Annotated in this window: 1 protein-coding gene; it reads left to right on the top strand. The window is 65.5% G+C overall.

Annotated features, from left to right (window positions below):
* A partial coding sequence (locus NDO48_RS29060) for a UTP--glucose-1-phosphate uridylyltransferase (protein WP_267322894.1) occupies positions 1-464 on the top strand: 464 nt, incomplete at both ends.

The raw sequence follows: 464 nt of genomic DNA on the forward strand, positions 1-464 counted from the left end.
CGCCAGCAAGCGCCGCATGGCCTCGGCCACGCTGTCTGGTGCGCCCGCGACATCATCGGCGACGAGCCGTTCGCGCTGCTGTTGCCCGATATGGTGTCGTTCGGCAAGCGCGGCTGTCTGGCCGAGATCATGGAGCTCTATGGCGAGACCGGCGGCAATGTGATTGCCGTCGAGCAATGCCAGTCGCATGAGACCAACAAATACGGCATCGTCGGTAAAGGCCAAGCCGCCGGCTCGGGCTTCGAGGTGACGGCGATGGTGGAGAAGCCGAAGCCGGCCGATGCACCGTCGACCTACTACATCAATGGCCGCTACATCCTGCAGCCGGAGATCTTCACGCTGCTCGGCACCCAGGCGCGTGGCGCCGGCGGCGAGATCCAGCTGACCGATGCGATGGTCAGGCTTGCCGACAACCAGGCGTTCTTCGCCCGCCCGTTCGGGGGACGCATGTTCGACTGCGGCTC

This window comes from Aminobacter sp. MET-1 (assembly GCF_026521175.1).
Lineage (GTDB): Bacteria > Pseudomonadota > Alphaproteobacteria > Rhizobiales > Rhizobiaceae > Aminobacter.